General features: G+C 62.0%; 14 protein-coding genes. 2 read left to right on the top strand and 12 right to left on the bottom strand.

Annotated features, from left to right (window positions below; genetic code table 11):
- Positions 1 to 40: 40 nt before the first annotated feature.
- The gene (locus FHX03_RS09300; protein WP_183853405.1) at positions 41 to 643 is read right to left on the bottom strand and encodes an SCO family protein; all 603 of its coding nucleotides are present in this window, start codon (positions 641 to 643) and stop codon (positions 41 to 43) included.
- A gap of 319 nt (positions 644 to 962) precedes the next feature.
- On the opposite strand from FHX03_RS09300, the gene FHX03_RS09295 reads away from it, so the two are divergent.
- Positions 963 to 1433, top strand: a complete 471-nt coding sequence (locus FHX03_RS09295) for a chemotaxis protein CheW (protein ID WP_003541378.1) — start codon at positions 963 to 965, stop codon at positions 1431 to 1433.
- A gap of 262 nt (positions 1434 to 1695) precedes the next feature.
- Here the strand turns inward: FHX03_RS09295 and FHX03_RS09290 are convergent, their stop codons facing one another.
- Both FHX03_RS09290 and FHX03_RS09285 read right to left on the bottom strand, forming a co-directional pair.
- A complete protein-coding gene (locus tag FHX03_RS09290) occupies positions 1696 to 2190 on the bottom strand; it encodes a CreA family protein (RefSeq protein ID WP_183853403.1) in 495 nt (164 codons plus the stop codon).
- A 178-nt stretch (positions 2191 to 2368) separates the two neighbouring features.
- Complete coding sequence (locus tag FHX03_RS09285; RefSeq protein WP_097628257.1) at positions 2369 to 2959, bottom strand: 3'-5' exonuclease; 591 nt, start codon at positions 2957 to 2959, stop codon at positions 2369 to 2371.
- A gap of 280 nt (positions 2960 to 3239) precedes the next feature.
- Here FHX03_RS09285 and FHX03_RS09280 point away from each other — a divergent pair, with 280 nt between their 5' ends.
- Entirely contained in the window at positions 3240 to 3776 is a 537-nt protein-coding gene (locus tag FHX03_RS09280) for a GNAT family N-acetyltransferase (protein WP_183853401.1), read from the top strand.
- 32 nt (positions 3777 to 3808) lie between these two features.
- Here FHX03_RS09280 and ligA read toward each other — a convergent pair whose 3' ends face one another.
- From ligA to FHX03_RS09235, 9 genes are all read right to left on the bottom strand, one after another.
- The gene (gene ligA, locus FHX03_RS09275; RefSeq protein WP_183853398.1) at positions 3809 to 5965 is read right to left on the bottom strand and encodes an NAD-dependent DNA ligase LigA; all 2157 of its coding nucleotides are present in this window, start codon (positions 5963 to 5965) and stop codon (positions 3809 to 3811) included.
- A 387-nt stretch (positions 5966 to 6352) separates the two neighbouring features.
- A complete protein-coding gene (locus FHX03_RS09270; protein WP_183853396.1) occupies positions 6353 to 6880 on the bottom strand; it encodes a DUF6886 family protein in 528 nt (175 codons plus the stop codon).
- Positions 6881 to 6953: 73 nt separating this feature from the next.
- Positions 6954 to 8627, bottom strand: a complete 1674-nt coding sequence (recN, locus tag FHX03_RS09265; protein WP_183853394.1) for a DNA repair protein RecN — start codon at positions 8625 to 8627, stop codon at positions 6954 to 6956.
- A 5-nt stretch (positions 8628 to 8632) separates the two neighbouring features.
- Entirely contained in the window at positions 8633 to 9502 is an 870-nt protein-coding gene (locus FHX03_RS09260; RefSeq protein WP_172643284.1) for an outer membrane protein assembly factor BamD, read from the bottom strand.
- A 244-nt stretch (positions 9503 to 9746) separates the two neighbouring features.
- Entirely contained in the window at positions 9747 to 10703 is a 957-nt protein-coding gene (gene lpxC / locus FHX03_RS09255; RefSeq protein WP_097628252.1) for a UDP-3-O-acyl-N-acetylglucosamine deacetylase, read from the bottom strand.
- Between the two features lie 261 nt (positions 10704 to 10964).
- Positions 10965 to 12680: a cell division protein FtsZ gene (gene ftsZ / locus FHX03_RS09250; RefSeq protein WP_097628251.1), complete on the bottom strand. Its 1716-nt coding sequence runs from the start codon at positions 12678 to 12680 to the stop codon at positions 10965 to 10967.
- Positions 12681 to 12735: 55 nt separating this feature from the next.
- Positions 12736 to 14067 carry a cell division protein FtsA gene (gene ftsA / locus FHX03_RS09245; protein WP_003565034.1) on the bottom strand — a complete coding sequence of 444 codons (1332 nt, stop codon included), beginning with the start codon at positions 14065 to 14067 and terminating at the stop codon, positions 12736 to 12738.
- A complete protein-coding gene (locus tag FHX03_RS09240) occupies positions 14064 to 14996 on the bottom strand; it encodes a cell division protein FtsQ/DivIB (RefSeq protein ID WP_097628250.1) in 933 nt (310 codons plus the stop codon). The genes ftsA and FHX03_RS09240 overlap by 4 nt, the downstream gene beginning before the upstream one ends.
- Positions 14984 to 15910: a D-alanine--D-alanine ligase gene (locus FHX03_RS09235; RefSeq protein WP_097628249.1), complete on the bottom strand. Its 927-nt coding sequence runs from the start codon at positions 15908 to 15910 to the stop codon at positions 14984 to 14986. Before FHX03_RS09235 ends, FHX03_RS09240 begins: the two co-directional genes overlap by 13 nt.
- Positions 15911 to 16013: the final 103 nt, after the last annotated feature.

Below are 16013 nucleotides of genomic sequence, written 5' to 3'. Positions count from 1 at the left end.
TCGCCACCGGTCGAGCCAACGCCCCATCACGCTGAAACCATCACCCCTTATTGACGAGATTCTCCAGCTTCTTTACCGCCGTGTCCGGGTTTTCGCCATAGGCGATCGTTCCGGCAAACCGCCCGGCCGAATCGAGTAGGAAGACCGAGGCGGTGTGATCCATCGTGTAATCGCCGTTCGGATCCTTCTCGTCGACCGGCACCTTCTTGGCATAGACGCGGAAACCCTTGATGACTTCGGCAATCTTGTCCGGCGGACCCGAAATGCCGGTGATGCGCCTGGAAACGTTGGAGACGTATTCGTTCATAATCTCGGGCGTGTCGCGCTCTGGATCGACGGTCACGAAATAGGCTTGCAGCTTGTCACCCTTGGGATCGACCTTCTCCATCCAGCCGTTTAGCTCGAAGAGCGTCGTCGGGCAAACCTCTGGGCAGTGGGTAAAGCCGAAAAACAGCGCCGTCGGCTTGCCGCGCAACGCTTCCTCGGTGATCGGCTGCCCGCTCTGCGAGACCAGGGTAAATGGAACACCGAAGGGCGCCTCCGCCGCCACATCCCCCGATTTCAAAGGATACCATCTGGCGAAGCCGAGAACCCCGGCAAGTATCAGGACACCGACCCAGACGGCGATGCGGAATGTCTTCATTGGCGAGATCCTCGATCCAGGCGGATGCGCCGCCCGCCTCTTCCGGCGTGATTATAGTCTCGACCGAAGGGGCGCAACTCAACAATATGTTTTCTGACCCGTGATTAATTGTCTCATCGGCCGCAGCCGTTCCCCGACCGGAAATCGCCCCCCAGAAATCAGCACGATAAAAAAAGCGATGTTTGTGAATAGCTTGCCTTCAGAGCGACGGACAATCCCAAAATACATATCGTTAGGAAAGACTTAAGCCGTCACATCTATATTTAACGGCAGTTCTGCATCGCTACTCCGCCGGGGATAACTGGGAAGAATTCTGACCATGAACAACAACAACGCCATCAAGCAGTCGGGCGCTTATCTCGAAATCGTCTCGTTCCACCTGGGCGACCAGGAGTTCTGCATCGACATCATGGCCATCCGCGAAATCCGCGGCTGGGCGCCGGTGACGCCGATGCCGCACACCCCGCCCTACGTGCTCGGCCTCATCAATCTGCGCGGCGCGGTCATCCCCGTCATCGACATGGCCTGCCGCCTCGGCATGAAGATGACTGAGCCCTCCGAGCGCTCGGCGATCATCGTCACCGACATCGCCGGCAAGCTGGTCGGCCTGCTGGTCGAGCAGGTTTCCGACATGATGACTATCAAGAGCGAAGACCTGCAGCCGCCGCCGGAAATCATCCCGGAAGCCCAGCGCGCCTTCTGCCGCGGCATCGTCGCACTGGAAAAGACCATGGTCTGCTTCCTGAACCTCGATACGGTTATCGCCGACGAGCTGACTCAGGCGGCGTGACATTTATCGCAAAATGGAATGCGAAGGCCCGGCTCGTCCGGGCCTTCTTCGTTTGAAGACCGACTCGTCGCCGATCTCTCCATCCTCTCCTCCCTCATCTCTCTGCTCGTGACAGAGATCCAGCTACCGCGCGTCTGCGCGGTGAATGACTCGCTTCAAATTGGTCTCCCGCGCCCAAGGACTTGGGCGCGCTGGATGCCTGAGGGAGCTCGGAGAGATGCATTACTCAAGGTGAAATGCGCGTCGCACACAAACCTGCAGCTTATTGCGGCTTCCCATTCTTCCATGTGACAGTCTGCCCATAAAGCGGAATCGTCGAGATCGACATCTTCGCAGAGCCATCCGTCAGTTCCCTGGAATGGGCGAGATAGATCAGCGTGTCGTTGGCCTTGTCGTAGATGCGATTGACGACCAGCGTCTTCCAGATCAGCGACATGCCCTGCCGGAACACTTCGCTGCCATCCTTGGACAGGTCGATATTGCCGATCTCGATCGGCCCCGTCTGCCGGCAGGCGATGGAATTGTTGGAGGGATCTTCGAACCAGTTGCCGTTCTTGAACCGGTCGATCAGGCTGCGGTCGAAATAGGTGACGTGGCAAGTGACGCCCTTGACCTCCGGATCGGAGAGCGCCTCGACGATGATGTCGTTGCCGATCCAGTCGACCCCGACCTTGCCGACGACCTCGGCCGAGGCGGCGCCTGCGGAAAGGGTGGCGAAGGAGAAGGCGGCGAAAAGAAGATTGCGCAGGTTGGACATGGCGGCTCCTTAGAGCGCCGCGCGTCCGACCGGACGCGCTAAGGACGCTCTATCACTTTGAATGCGCATAATCCTTTCCGAAAATCGATTCCGATTATTGGGGTTATGCGCTGAATAATCCGCCTTCTAGATAAGTGCGTCCACATGCTTTGCAAGAAAGGCCGACCGCGGGAAAGGATCACCCTTTCCGGCAGGTGCAGGGCTCATAGGCCCGCGCCGTCAGCCGGCCAGGCTTCATGCCGATCAGCGCCGGTATGGCGTGAACGGCATTGGCCTTGACCGCCTTCGCCATCTCGATGGCCGCGGCCGCGCAAACGATGGCGTCCTCGGCCGCATTGTGGTGCACAAAACGCAAGCCGAGATGCTCGGCGATCAGGTTCAGCCGATGCGAAAGGAAGTGCGGCCAGATCCGCTGCGCCATCTTCAGGCTGCAGAGATAGGTCAGCTCCGGATAGGATTGCCGGTAGAGATCGAGGCACGCCCGCCAGACGCTGAAATCGAAGGCGGCATTATGCGCGATCATCGTCGCGCCGCTGATATCCTCGTGGAACTCGTCCATCACCTCGGGAAATTCGGGCGCATCCTCGACGTGCTCCGGCCGGATGCCGTGAATCGCGATGTTCATCCCGGAAAAACGCATGTCGCGCGGCCGGATCAGCCGCTCCTCGACACGCGTGACCCTGCCCTCCTCGATCCAGGCAAGGCCGACGGAACAGGCGCTGCCGCGCTGTTCGTTCGCCGTCTCGAAGTCAATCGCGATGGTCTTCAAATCAGTACCCGAATCATTTCTTCGGGAACAGAAATACCGCCCCGCTCCCGGCCGCGCAAATTCGGCACGACGTACGGTTGACTTTTCACCCGGCATATCCAAACTTGCCGCCATGATCGGCTCCGTGACCGTGGCAGCGCTTATTCATCACACCACGACCCTTGAAGGGTACGCGGGAGCGATGGCGCGTTAGCAGCGATCCGATCACCCGAAAACCCTGCCGAGGCGAGCAGGGTTTTCGCAAAGCCGGCTCTCCTCCTGACACCGATGGAGAGCATGAATGTCCGAAAACGAAGAGAATGAACCTCGCGGCCGAGCGCGCCTGCCGGATGGCGTCCTCGTGCGCGCCGTCCGCCTGTCCGATGCGGAGGAGATCACGGATCTCATAAATCTGCCGGGCTACAGGGCCGGCACCTTGAGGCCGCCGTACCAAAGGGTCGAAGAGGTCCGCAAATACATGGAAAACCCATCGCCGGGCGCGCTCAACCTCGTTGTTACCTTGGATGGCAAGATCGTCGGCAATTGCGGCCTCAACCGTCTCTCCGGCCGCAGGCAGCACGTCGCCAGCCTCGGCATGGGGATACATGACGATTTCACCGGCCGCGGTTTCGGCCGCATCCTGCTCGGCGCCATGGTCGAGGCCGCCGACGATTGGCTGGATGTCAAACGGCTGGAACTGACCGTCTACACCGACAACGGCGCCGCCATCGGCCTCTACAAGACGTTCGGCTTCGAGCGGGAGGGCCTGCTGAAAGCCTTCGGCTTTCGAGCGGGAAAGTATGTCGACGCCTATACGATGGCCCGGCTCAGGCTGTGAGTGGACGAGGCTGGCGGCTTGCCGTCAGCCTCTCACCCGCTGATCAGCGCCAGCCACTCGTCCTCGTCCATCGTCTGCACGCCGAGTTCGCGCGCCTTGTCGAGCTTCGAGCCGGCGCCGGGTCCGGCGACGACGATGTCGGTCTTCTTGGAGACCGATCCCGCCACCTTGGCGCCGAGGCTTTCCGCCCTCGCCTTCGCCTCGTCGCGAGTGAATTTTTCCAGCGAGCCGGTAAAAACCACGGTCTTGCCGGCGACCGGACTGCCGGTCGTTACCGGCTGTTCGGCCTGCTGGGGCGTCACTTCCTCGAGCAGCCGGGTAATCACCTCGACATTACGCGGTTCCTTGTAGAACTCGACCATCGCGCGCGCCACCACCTCGCCGATGCCCTCGATGGCGTTGAGATCGTTCCAGGCGTCGCCGGAAAGCGGTGCCGCCTCCTTCATCGCAGTCGCAAAGGCTTCGTAAGTTCCGTAGGAGCGCGCCAGCAGCTTTGCCGTGGTCTCGCCGACATGACGGATTCCGAGCGCATAGATGAAGCGGTGGAGTGCAATGCTGCGTCGTTCGTTGATCGCCGTATAAAGCTTGCCGACGCTGACCTTGCCGAAGCCGTCGATATTCTCCAGCTTGGTCAGCGATTGCTGCTGGCGCTTCTCCAGCGTGAAGATTTCGGGCGCGGTGCGGATTTGCAGCGACGCATCCTCGTGTTCGAAGAAGAAGTCGATCTGCTTCGAACCGAGCCCCTCGATGTCGAAGGCGTTGCGCGAGACGAAGTGCTTCAGATGCTCGGTCGCCTGCGCCCGGCAGATGAAACCGCCGGTGCAGCGACGCACCGAATCCATCTTGCCGGTCTTCTCGTTGACCTCGCGCACCGCATGCGAGCCGCAGACCGGGCAGGTTTTCGGAAATTCGTACGACCGGGCGTCGGCCAGGCGCTTTTCCATCACCACGTCGAGGATCTGCGGAATGACGTCACCAGCGCGCTGGACGATGACGGTATCGCCTTCGCGGATATCGTGATCTTCAGGCCGAATGCGCTCGCCGCTATTGCCGATACCCTTGATATAGTCCTCGTTGTGCAGCGTCGCATTGGTGACGACGACGCCGCCGACGGTGATCGGCTTCAGCCGCGCCACCGGCGTCAGCGCGCCGGTGCGGCCGACCTGGATCTCGATTTTCTCGACCTCGGTGAAGGCCTGTTCGGCCGGAAATTTATGCGCCGTCGCCCAGCGCGGTGAACGCGAACGGAAGCCGAGACGGGCCTGCAGTTCGAGACTGTCGACCTTATAGACGACGCCGTCGATGTCGTAGTCGAGATCCGGGCGCTTCAGGCCGATCTCGTCGTAATGCGCCAGGATGTCGGCGACCGAATTCAGCCGCTTCATCAGCGGGTTCACCGGAAAACCCCAGTCCTTGAAGGCCTGCACCATCCCGAGTTGGGTGTCGGCGGGCATTTCCGACATTTCACCCCAGGCATAAGCAAAGAATTTCAGCTTGCGGCTGGCCGTCACCTTGGCGTCCAGCTGGCGCAGCGACCCGGCGGCGGTATTGCGCGGATTGACATAGGTCTGCTTGCCCTCCGCTTCCATCTGCCGGTTCAGCGCCAAGAAGTCGCTCTTGGCCATGTAGACCTCGCCGCGGATCTCCACCACCGCGGGCACGCCCTTTGGCAGCTCGTTGGGGATTTCGGCAATGGTGCGAATATTGGCGGTGACGTTCTCGCCCGTCGTGCCGTCACCACGTGTGGCAGCAGTCACCAGCCTACCGTTCTCGTAACGGATCGACATCGACAGACCGTCGATCTTCGGCTCGGCGGTAAAGGCGATCGACTGGTCCGGCAGACGGCCGAGGAAGCGATAAACGCTGGCGACGAAATCCTGCACGTCCTCCTGCGAAAACGTGTTGTCGAGCGACAGCATCGGCCGCGCATGGACGACGGGCGAGAAGGTGACGGAGGGCGCAGCACCCACCCGCCGCGACGGGCTATCCTCGCGGATCAGCTCGGGAAACCGTACCTCCAGCGCATCGTTGCGGCGCTTCAACGCGTCGTAATCCGCATCCGAAATCTCTGGCCGGTCCCTGCCATGGTAGAGCGCGTCGTGATGCGCGATCTCCTTTGCCAGCCGCTCAAGCTCGGCGGCAGCCTCTTCGATCGTCAACGTGTCGACGGCGGAACCTTCGGTGGACATGGAATATCACTCCAGAGAATCTGGCCAGAAATCTGCATTGTTTTTAGAGCAAAATTGCCGGATGAAAAGAGAGGCAATATCTGTCGCGTTGCGAAGATAGCTCTACCCCAGTCCGCAGCAGTACGCAGCCGGACACCGCTGACGTACAGACGGACCGCTGACCTTTCCACCCTCATTCCTGTGCCTGTCACAGGAATCCAGCCACCGCGCGTCTGCGCGGAGATTGACTCTCTTGCGCCGAAGAAGAGTCTTCTGCGCCCAAGGACTTGGGCGCACTGGATTCCTGTGAAGGGCACAGGAATGAGGGAGGTTGGGGCCGGCTTTCTCGCCAAAATTCGACACGCGGAGCATCGCACAGACGGATAGCATTTGAATACCCTCCCCGCCCTATTCCCAATCCCTCGCATTGCGCAACCGGATACCGCTGACATGCAGGCTGGTGGTCCAGAGGCCCTTCAGCGGCCGCAGACTGTCGAGCACTCGAAGCTCCACCCGGCGCGGCGCAAACTCCCGATCGAGCCGCGATATGGCAACCCGCTCCGTCGGAATGACGCGTCTGCGCGATACCCACATGCCCGCATCGTCAAGATCTTCGAACTCCTCTGCCGGCATCTCGTAACGATGGATCGTCTCTGCCTCGAGCCTTTCCAGCCAATGACGCTCGACGAAGGCGACGGCGCGCCAATCGCCGAGCCAGCGCCGCCGTTCGGCCTCCGGCGTATCCGACGTTGCCCATACCAGAATGCGCGGGCAGTCGCGCGGAAAGAGATACATGAAGTCATGATCGCCATCGATCGCCCAGACGAGCGGACCATTCAGCCATTCCCGGCCGAGCGGGCGAATGGAGGGAATGCGGACGGGGCGCGGTTCGAATATGGCAATATCGGGATCGTCGCTGAAATGGAAAAGCCGCATGGCGAGGGATCACCGCTGAACGAGCGATTGGCATAATGTGAATCGAACGCATGTCACAGCGGCCGTCTGGCGATCAGCCGTTGCCGGCCAGCAGCCGCTTCGCCGCCGCCCTCGCCTCTTCGGTCACCGAAGCCCCGGCCAGCATCCGGGCGATCTCTTCGGTGCGGTCCTTCTGCTCCATCGTTGCCACGCGCGTGGCGATCTTTTCCGACCCTTCGGCGGCCGGCCCCTTGGAGATCAGAAGATGCGTCGCCGCTCTCGCGGCGACCTGCGGCGCATGCGTGACAGACAGCACCTGCACCCGCTCCGACAGCCGCTTCAGCCGCTGGCCGATCGCATCGGCCACCGCACCGCCGACGCCGGTATCGATTTCGTCGAAGACGAGCGTCGGGGCCGATCCGCGATCGGCGAGCGCCACCTTCAGCGCCAGCAGGAAACGCGACAGCTCGCCACCGGAGGCGACCTTCATGATCGAGCCCGGCCGCGTGCCCGGATTGGTCTGGACATGGAACTCGACGACGTCGATGCCTTCGGCAAGCGCCTCCTGCGCATCCGTGGTGATCTCGACCATGAAACGGGCGCGTTCGAGCTTCAGCGCCGGCAGCTCCGTCATGACGGCCGTAGCCAGTGCGGTGCCGGCATGATGGCGCTTGTCGGAGAGCGAGCGTGCCGCCGCATCGTAATTCTCGTGCGCCAGGCCGACTTCGGCTTCGAGCCTGGCAAGCCTTTCCTCGCCCGCATCGAGGTCGGCAAGATCGGCGATCATGCGGACGGCAAGAGCCGGCAGCTCGGTGACGGGCACCGAGTATTTTCGCGAAGCAGCCCTGAGCGCGAAAAGCCGCTCCTCCACCCGCTCCAGCTCTCTCGGATCGTATTCTGTCTTGCGCAACGCCGCCTCGACTTCCATCTGGGCGTTGGAAAGCTGGTCGAGCGCGGCATCGAGCAGCGTCACGGTGTCTTCAAGCAGGCCCGGCGCCTCATGGCTCTTGCGCTCCAGCCGTCGCACCAGCGAAGCGATATGAGGCACGGGCGAGGCATTGCCGTTCAGGAACTCGGACGCCTCGGCGATATCGCCGGCGATTCGCTCCGCCTTCATCATCTTCTGCCGGCGGTCGGCGAGTTCGTCCTCCTCGCCATCTTGCGGCGAGAGCTTCTCAAGCTCTTCGACGGAAGATCGGAGATAGTCGGCTTCGCGCGCCGCACCTTCCACCTTCTCGCGGTGCTTCTTTAGCATCCGCTCGCTGTCGCGCCACAGACGATAAAGCCGGGAAACCTCCGAAACCTCATCGGTGAGACCGGCGAAGGCATCGAGCAGAGTGCGGTGGGCATTGGTGTCGACAAGGGCGCGATCGTCGTGCTGGCCGTGGATTTCGACCAGCATCTGGCCGGCCTGACGCATCAGCTGCACGCTGACCGGCTGATCGTTGACATAGGCCTTGGTGCGCCCGTCCGCCGATTGCTGGCGACGGAAGATCAGGTCGCCCTCGTCGTCGATGCCGTTTTCACGCAGCAACTTGCGGGCGCCGTGGTCCATGCCGACATCGAACACCGCCGTCACCTGGCCCCTGTCCTCGCCGTGGCGCACCAGATCGCCATCGCCGCGTCCACCGAGCGCCAGCGACAGGCTATCGAGCAGGATGGATTTGCCTGCTCCGGTCTCGCCCGTCAGCACGGAGAGGCCGGTCTCGAAGGCAAGATCCAGCCGCTCGATCAGGACGATATCGCGGATCGAAAGCTGGATCAGCATTGGCCTCAGGAACCGAGCAGGAGTTTCTTGCCTGCCGCAGCGATCCACGAGCCCTTGTTTTCACGCGGCTCGGCACCGCCGGTCTGCAGCAGCTTGTAGGAATCGGCGTACCACTGGCTGTCGGGATAATTGTGGCCGAGGACGGCAGCCGCCGTCTGCGCCTCGTCGACAATGCCCATGGCGTAATAAGCCTCGACGAGACGCGCCAAGGCCTCTTCGATCTGGTTCGTATTCGGATATTTCTCGACGACGATGCGGAAGCGCGAGATCGCGGCGAGATATTCCTTCCGCTCCATGTAGTAGCGGCCGATCTGCATTTCCTTGCCGGCGAGCTGGTCCCGCGCAAAGCGGATCTTGGCCTGGGCGTCGTCGACATATTCGGAGTTCGGATAATTGTCGATGACGGCCTGCATCGCTTCGATCGTCTTGGCCGAGGCGCGCTGATCCTGGGTCACGTCGACGATCTGCTTGGAATAGGTGAGACCGATGAGATACTGCACATAGGCCGCATCCTGTGATTTCGGATATTGCGACATGTAGCGGTTGCCGGATGTAAGCGCATCGTCCAGGCGGCCCTGGCGGTATTTGACGAAAGTGCTCATGACAAGCGCCTTGCGCGCCCATTCGGAGAACGGGTTCTCGCGGTCGATGGCGTCGAACTTGCGCGCCGCTTCCGCCATGTTGCCGGCCTTCATGTTGGCAAGGCCCTGTGTGTAGAGCACATCCGGCGGATCGGTTTCGAGGCCGAGCTTGGTGATGTCGATATCGGGATCCGACTGGCAGCCGGATATCGAGGCGCCCGCGCTGAGCACCAGAAGCGATGCGAACAAAGCACGCGCTGTCTTCATCATACCGTCAGATCCTGCATAACCCATTCGAAAGAACCCCACTGCCGCCGCTCGCTCCACGGCAGCCACGCCTCGCTGGCGTTTCTAGCCATAAATGTGCATCAAGAGCAACGCAATGATAAGGCATTAACGCATTTTTGTGGCAGCAGCCGGGGAATGCCCGGCTTTTCCTCTTCTTCCCCGACCTGTGGCAGTAAAGCATCTGACCCGGCGGACATAAAAAAACCGCCTCCGGGAAAGAGGCGGCCTGGTCTTGAGAATATGCTGGAGGTCATGCCGACCAGGGAGCGAATCCGGAAGCGCTGACCGCGATCAGTTCGCGGGCGGCGACACGCTGGCGCGGCGTCGACGTCTCCACAACCTCATAGGCGGAGGGATCGGCGAGCAGCGCCTTCAGCGCATTGGCATTCATCTTATGGCCACCGCGATAGGACCGGTAGCAGCCGATGAACGGCGCGCCGGCAAGCGATAGATCACCGACGGCATCAAGCGTCTTGTGGCGGACGAATTCGTCCTTGGCGTAACGCAGCCCTTCGACGTTGATGACGGTATTGTCGTCCGAGATGACGACGGAATTTTCGAGCGAGGAGCCGAGCGCGTGGCCCGAAGCCCAGAGACGCTCGACATCGCGCATGAAGCCGAAGGTGCGGGCGCGGGAAAGCTCGGCCTTGAAGACGGCCGCGGTCATGTCGCCGGCCCACTTCTGCCGGCCGATCAGCGGGCAGTCGAAATCGATCTCGACCTCGAAGCGCGTGCCGTCATAGGGACGGAATTCGCTCCAGGAGCCGCCATGCTCGATTCGCACCGGCTTGGTAATGCGGATATAGCGGCGCTTGACGCCAAGCGAGACCAGGCCGACCTGCTCGATCGCCTCGACGAAGGGCAGCGAACTGCCGTCCATGATCGGCATTTCGGAGCCCTGCACCTCGATCACCACATTGTCGAGGCCGAGCGCATAGATCGCCGCCATCACATGCTCGATCGTCGCGACCGAATGGGCGGGCGAGAAGCCGAGTACGGTGCAGAGGTCGGTATTGCCGACCTGCGAGGAGACGGCCTTGAGTTCGGTGATATCGCCATTGGCATGCATGCGCTGGAAAATGACGCCGGTATCCGATTCGGCCGGGTTCAGCGTGATCGAGACATTAGCACCCGAATGGACCCCGATGCCCGAAAGCGTCACGGGACGCGATACCGTCGTTTGAAAACCCAGCAAGCCAATTGCCATAAATTCTGCCTTTATTCTTCCGCACCGGCAGTCTGCCCAATCGGCGCGGTCATCGTTCATTCTGTACAACGAGCCTGTCAAAAGGACTCGTGGGGCAGTTTCCTTGCACCATACTTACGTGCCCCGGCGCTCCAATCCAAATCACTGTTTCTTTCGCTTTGTAACGAAGTCACACGATTGAAATCGCTAGCGAATCACGGACTGAAAAACAGCAATGCCCGGGACCTTGATCCCGGGCATGAACGGTGCAGAGTTAGCCGCTCAATTCGACTGGCGACGCAGGAATGCCGGGATTTCCAGCTGGTCGTCTTCCTGCATCATCCGGGCCTGCGGAACCGCCCTGCCCTGATCATCGAGATTGCCGCGACGCGGTGCGTAGAGGCTTGCTTCAGGCGACAGCGGACGGCGCTGCTGCGAAGCGGCCGGCGGTGCGGCGGTCATGTCGGCGGCCACGGCTTCGTCGTCGCGACGGCCGAGCGAATTGGTGATTCGCTTGAGCAGGCCCATCGGACCGCGCTCTTCCGCTGCATGCGCGGAAGCCGGCTGCGTGCGGTGGTCGAGTTCGGCCTGGACGACCGGCGGGAAATCCTCGACCTTCGGCATGCGCATCGGTTCGGGCGCCTGGCGGATGATCGGCTCCTGCCGGACCGGCTGCTGCTGGACGGGCTGGCTCACGATCGGCTGGCTCATGACGGGCGCTGGAGCCTGCTGCTGCACCTGGGGACGCGTGACGGGAGCTTCCGGAGCAGGCGCGAAAATCTTGCTCTGCGGACGGAAGGTTTCCTGCTGTACCACTGGCTGCTGTACCGGGGCGCTGGCACGCGGGGCCGGGAATTCGAGTTCGCGTTCCATCTCGGCTTCGCGGATGGTCTGCGCGATCGGATCCACCACCTTCGGTGCCTGCATCACGGGGGCAGGCTGAACTGCGGCCGCTGCCGGAGCAACAGCCGCGGAGGGACGGATAGCAGGCCTTGCGACCGGCTGAACGTTGCGCTCGGCGGCTTCGCTGATCGCCCGATCGATGCCGGTTGCGACGACCGAGACGCGGATGATGCCCTCAAGCGATTCGTCGAAGGTGGCGCCGAGAATGATGTTGGCGTCGGGATCGACTTCCTCGCGGATGCGGGTCGCGGCTTCGTCGACTTCGAAGAGGGTGAGGTCGCGACCGCCGGTAATGGAGATCAGCAGGCCCTGGGCGCCCTTCATCGAGGTTTCGTCGAGCAGCGGGTTGGCGATCGCGGCCTCGGCGGCCTGCAGCGCGCGGCCGGAGCCGGAAGCTTCGCCGGTACCCATCATCGCGCGGCCCATTTCGCGCATGACCGAGCGGACGTCGGCGAAGTCGAGGTTGATGAGACCTTCCTTCACCATCAGGTCGGTGATGCAGGCAACGCCCGAATAGAGAACCTGGTCGGCCATCGCGAAAGCGTCGGCGAAGGTGGTCTTGTCGTTGGCAATGCGGAAGAGGTTCTGGTTCGGAATGACGATCAGCGTGTCGACAGACTTCTGCAGTTCCTGGATGCCCATCTCCGCCAGGCGCATGCGGCGCCCGCCTTCGAAATGGAACGGCTTGGTGACGACGCCGACCGTCAGGATGCCCTTGTTGCGGGCGGCCTGGGCGACGACGGGCGCTGCGCCCGTGCCGGTGCCGCCGCCCATGCCGGCGGTGACGAAGCACATATGCGTGCCGTTCAGGTGATCGATGATCTCGTCGATGCACTCTTCGGCGGCCGCGCGGCCGACTTCCGGCTGCGAACCGGCGCCGAGGCCTTCAGTGACGTTGGCGCCGAGCTGGATGACCCGCTCCGCCTTCGTCATCGTCAGCGCCTGGGCATCCGTGTTGGCGACGACGAAGTCGACGCCCTGGAGACCGGCGGTGATCATGTTGTTGACGGCGTTGCCGCCACCGCCGCCAACGCCGAATACGGTGATGCGCGGCTTCAGCTCTGTGATGTCAGGCTTTTGCAGCTTGATGGTCATGGTACCTGTTCCTTCTCTCTCTGGCCGCATCGCCACGCCGGCCAATCACTCAATTTCAGAAGCTTTCCTTCAGCCACTGGCCCATCCGGGCTATGCGGCTGTTATTTCCACCAAGCGACATGAGCAGACCGCTCTGTGACGCATGTGTCTCCATGTCCGCGACCTGCGGATAGATCATCAGGCCGACGGCCGTCGAAAAAGCCGGGCCCTTTGCCGCCGTCGGCAGTCCCGAGACGCCCATCGGGCGGCCGATGCGGACGTTGCGGGCAAGAATGCGCCGCGCCACATCGGCAAGGCCGGTCAGCTGGCTCGCGCCGCCGGTCAGGACGACGCGCTTGCCGACGATCGGGCTGAAGCCGGAGCGCTGGATGCGGTCGCGGATCAGTTCCATCGTTTCTTCGATTCGGGCCGAAACGATGCGCGAAACCAGCGCCCGCGGCACCTGCGACGGCTGGTCGCGATCATCCTCGCCGATCGGCGGAATCGAGATCAGCTCGCGCTCGTCGGAGGAATTCGAAAGGGCCGTGGCATGCACGACCTTCAGCCGCTCCGCATCCTCGATACGGGTCGAAAGGCCTCGCGCGAGATCGGTGGTCACGTGATGGCCGCCGAGGCCGACGGCATCCGTATGAACGAGCTTGCCTTCGGCAAAGACCGAGATCGTCGTCGTGCCGCCACCCATGTCGATCGCAGCGCAGCCGAGCTCGACTTCGTCATCGACGAGAGCCGCCAGGCCGGATGCATAGGGCGTCGCGACGATGCCCTCGACCGACAGATGCGCGCGGTTGACGCTGAGCTCGAGGTTCTTCAGCGCCGAGCGCTCTGCGGTGACCACATGCATATCGACGCCAAGCGCATCGCCATACATTGCCAGCGGATCGCGAATACCGCGCTCGCCGTCGAGCGAAAAGCCGGTTGCTAGCGAATGCAGCACCGAACGATCCTGGCGCAGCGACTGCTGGCAGGCGGCCGACAGTACCTTCTTCAGATCGTTGAGTTCGACTTCCTGGCCGCCGAGATCGATCGTGGCCGTGTAAATGTCACTGCCGAGGCGGCCGGCCGTCAAATTGACGATCAGGCTCTCGACAGTCAGCCCGGCCATGCGCTCCGCCGCGTCGACGGCGAGGCGAATGACGCCTTCCAGCGCGTCGAGATCAGCGATGACGCCGGTCTTGATGCCGCGGGAACGCTGGTGCCCGATGCCGATGATCTCGATATTGTGCGTGCGGCCCGGCAGGATCTGGCTTTCCTCGCGCGGCGTCAGCCGGCCGATCATGCAGACGACCTTGGTCGAGCCGATGTCGAGCACCGAAACGACATGCGACCGCTTCGACGAAAGCGGCTTCAGGCGCGGCAATCCGAAATGGGATGAACCGAACAAGCTCATATATTCTGCCCCGCCTTCTTCAATTCCTTGGTGCGCTCTGTCACAGCCGTCTGACGGCGGACTGCCGCCTCCGGCGTCAGCTGGATTGCGGTTCTATCGGACAGCCTGAGATCGACCGCGGCAATGTCCCGCTCCAGGAGCTGATGCTCCTTGTCGAACTTCGAAAGCGTCGCCAGCGCCTGGTCGATACCGTCTTCCGGCAGCTTGACGACGACGCCGTTATCCATGTGCAGATCCCAGCGACGGCCTGATATCCAGACATAGGCCTTCACGCGGGCCTTGACGTCGGGCCACTTCGAGAAGGCGTCGTCGAGCGACGCCGCCGCCGTCTCCGCATCGCGGCCGACGACGAGCGGCAGCGACGAAAACTTGTTGTCGCGCAGCGGCGCAATGACGCTGCCGTTCTTTTCGATCAGCGAAAGCTCCTGCCCGTGCTGCCAGATCGCATAGGCCTGACGCTCCTTGAGCTTCACCTCGATCGTCTTCGGATAGATCTTGCGAACCTCGACACTTTCGACCCACGGAAGATGCGCGATCTTCCGGCGGGCGGCATCGACGTCGAGGGCGACCAGCGAGGTCGTGCCGTCGAGGCCGATCAGTTGCAGGATCTCGATTTCGGACGTCTCCGAATTGCCGGAAACCTTCACGTCCTCGATCGCAAAACCCGCCGCCGTCGTCGTCGCCTGCGCAACGGCTTCGGTGTGGCCGCCGAGCGACATGCCGTAAAGCCCGGTCGCAGCCAGGAAAGCCAGCGCCGAGATCGTGCCGGTATGGGCCGGGATGTAGATGCGGCCGCTGCCGAGGCTGATCAGGAAACGGGTAACGCGGCGCAGCGGACGCGGCAGGACGAATCGCTCTTCGGCTTCCATGACCGGAAGCACGGCATGATGGCTGGGGCGCCCTATCCTCTTTACTGTCAACGCAAACAAGACGCGTCCTCCACCATCCACCGGAGAAACTCACCAAAGGAATAACCGGCATGACCGGCCATTTCGGGCACAAGCGAGGTTGGAGTCATGCCTGGCTGGGTATTGACTTCCAGCCAGATGATTTCGCCGTCTTCGGAGAAACGATCGTCGTAACGAAAGTCGGACCGACTGACGCCGCGACAACCGATTGCCTGATGCGCCCTTAGGGCCAATCTTTGTATTTTTTGGTAAATATTCGGTGAAATTTTTGCCGGGATGACGTGTTTTGAACCGCCGGCTGCGTACTTGGAATCGTAATCATAGAAATTGTGTCCCTGCGGCACCACCTCGGTGACGCCGAGCGCAGTCTCGCCCATGACGCCGCAGGTGAGTTCGCGGCCATAGACATAGCGCTCGACAAGCACATCCTCGCCGTAGCGCCACTCGGTGGAGCTGACGACTTGCGGCGGATGCGCCTGATCTTCCGTGACGATGACGACGCCGAAGCTCGACCCTTCCCGCACCGGCTTCACCACATAGGGCGGCTTCATCGGATGCGTCGAGGGAAAGGCGAAACGGTTGATCACCTGCGATTCGGCGACCGGAATGCCGGCAGCGGCGGCAACAAGCTTCGCCTTGTCCTTGTCCATTGCCAGCGCCGAGGCAAGCACGCCCGAATGCGTATAGGGGATCTCGAGATATTCGAGGATGCCCTGAATGGTGCCGTCCTCGCCGAAGGGGCCATGCAGCGCATTGAAGACCACATCGGGTTTCAACGCGGCAAGCTTTTCGGAAACGTCGCGCGCCACATCGATGCGTGTCACTTCGAAGCCTTCCGATTCGAGGGCTTCTGCGCAAGCCTTTCCCGAGGAAAGGCTGACAGGCCGTTCCGAGGAAAATCCGCCCATCAGGACAGCGACATGCTTGCGACTCATCAACACCCCCAAAAAATAACTTTCATTCTCGAAATCGACGCTTGCGCGAAGCTGTCTGCGCCGTTTCGGGCCTTTGTCCGACCTGCATGCATTAGAGCATCAT

It is taken from the genome of Rhizobium sp. BK456 (assembly GCF_014194045.1).
Lineage (GTDB): Bacteria > Pseudomonadota > Alphaproteobacteria > Rhizobiales > Rhizobiaceae > Rhizobium > Rhizobium redzepovicii.
This window is presented reverse-complemented; position numbering and strand designations above follow the sequence as displayed.

What these genes read in the sequence shown, in the direction of transcription:
- FHX03_RS09300 (WP_183853405.1), bottom strand. Translation starts at nt 643, where the DNA reads ATGAAGACATTCCGCATCGCCGTCTGGGTCGGTGTCCTGATACTTGCC.
- FHX03_RS09295 (WP_003541378.1), top strand. Translation starts at nt 963, where the DNA reads ATGAACAACAACAACGCCATCAAGCAGTCGGGCGCTTATCTCGAAATC.
- FHX03_RS09290 (WP_183853403.1), bottom strand. Translation starts at nt 2,190, where the DNA reads ATGTCCAACCTGCGCAATCTTCTTTTCGCCGCCTTCTCCTTCGCCACC.
- FHX03_RS09280 (WP_183853401.1), top strand. Translation starts at nt 3,240, where the DNA reads ATGTCCGAAAACGAAGAGAATGAACCTCGCGGCCGAGCGCGCCTGCCG.
- ligA (WP_183853398.1), bottom strand. Translation starts at nt 5,965, where the DNA reads ATGTCCACCGAAGGTTCCGCCGTCGACACGTTGACGATCGAAGAGGCT.
- FHX03_RS09270 (WP_183853396.1), bottom strand. Translation starts at nt 6,880, where the DNA reads ATGCGGCTTTTCCATTTCAGCGACGATCCCGATATTGCCATATTCGAA.
- recN (WP_183853394.1), bottom strand. Translation starts at nt 8,627, where the DNA reads ATGCTGATCCAGCTTTCGATCCGCGATATCGTCCTGATCGAGCGGCTG.
- FHX03_RS09260 (WP_172643284.1), bottom strand. Translation starts at nt 9,502, where the DNA reads ATGGGTTATGCAGGATCTGACGGTATGATGAAGACAGCGCGTGCTTTG.
- lpxC (WP_097628252.1), bottom strand. Translation starts at nt 10,703, where the DNA reads ATGGCAATTGGCTTGCTGGGTTTTCAAACGACGGTATCGCGTCCCGTG.
- ftsZ (WP_097628251.1), bottom strand. Translation starts at nt 12,680, where the DNA reads ATGACCATCAAGCTGCAAAAGCCTGACATCACAGAGCTGAAGCCGCGC.
- ftsA (WP_003565034.1), bottom strand. Translation starts at nt 14,067, where the DNA reads ATGAGCTTGTTCGGTTCATCCCATTTCGGATTGCCGCGCCTGAAGCCG.
- FHX03_RS09235 (WP_097628249.1), bottom strand. Translation starts at nt 15,910, where the DNA reads ATGAGTCGCAAGCATGTCGCTGTCCTGATGGGCGGATTTTCCTCGGAA.